This window comes from Microcystis sp. M53602_WE12 (assembly GCF_030065455.1).
Classification (GTDB): Bacteria; Cyanobacteriota; Cyanobacteriia; order Cyanobacteriales; family Microcystaceae; genus Microcystis; species Microcystis aeruginosa.
In genome coordinates, this window is record NZ_JASJFB010000614.1 from 1 (window position 1) to 1,061 (window position 1,061).

The 1,061-nt window shown below is 48.8% G+C and carries 1 protein-coding gene and 1 pseudogene; both read left to right on the top strand.

Translation table 11 applies throughout. The annotated features are described in order from the left end of the window. Nucleotides 1–134, top strand: a pseudogene (locus PX482_RS19335) (IS630 family transposase); the annotation flags it as partial. Between the two features lie 41 nt (nucleotides 135–175). Further along, on the top strand, nucleotides 176–1,061 hold an 886-nt coding region (locus PX482_RS19340), incomplete at its 3' end, for an ATP-binding protein (protein WP_288122872.1).

A 1,061-nucleotide genomic window follows, 5' to 3' on the forward strand; every position in this document is an offset into this window, starting at 1 on the left:
AAAACTTTTCTGACTTTTCTTCAGCCATTTATGAATGTTTGAATGATGCCCATTTGAAACATAAAAAAGAACTGGATTCCTTGCTGACTCTACGATTTCAGAAGTTTAATAAATCTCAGATTATGAACGTCTAAAGTATAAGTGAAATCATTGATTAAGAGACCTGTACTTTTCAATGACTTTTTCAGCAGACCCTATAGTAGAAATGGAACTGGGAATCGGAACGATGATCGAGCGACACAGAAGGAGATTGGCTAACGGGGAGGAGCGGGTCTATACCTACGGGGTTGGAGCGGACGGTGAGCGTCAGTCTTTGTCGATCCGTTCCGTTGATGATTCCCTTTCAATCCCCTGCTATAGGCGAGCAGAAAAAGAGCGGGTGGTGGCCGCCCTACTAGCCAATGCCAGTTTGTTGGTGGTGGGGGAAGCTGGTGCGGGAAAGACCTTTTTAGCGGAGCGGGTAATTGAGGACTTGTGGGGGCGGGGGTTTCCGGTGTCCGCCCCTGCTATCGGCACGGTCAAACAGATGCTTCTGGAAATCGCCGGGGATTTGGGGGTAGATACGGAGACGCTAGAGGGCAAACCGATGACGGCACAACAGTTACAGGAAACCATCGCCGAATGGTTAGAAAATAACGTCGCTTTTCTGGTCATGGACAATGCCCACAGGTTTCCCGTTTCCCTGCGTTGTTGGCTGGAAAAACTGCATTTACAGGGACAGCCGATATTATTATTGGCTACTTACCCCCCGGCCCGAGATATTTTTTTGAAGCTTCCCCGCATCGAATTGGAAGCTTTACCAGAAAGGGCGATCCGCGAAATTATGGAAGGGGAAGCAAACGATTTGGGATTGCAGGTGACACCGGGTAAACTGGCCGATTGGCAACAACGGGCGATCGGTAATCCCATGTTAGCGAAACGGGTGGTCAAGGAAGAATATTTAGGATTGGAGGGTAATAATTTTGACATCCTCGCCGCCGTAAAACGGACGGCGATTCCCAAACCTCACGATTTAGGTTTCTGCTTCTTTCCCTTGCGGGGTTCCGCACCTGCCTTAACAG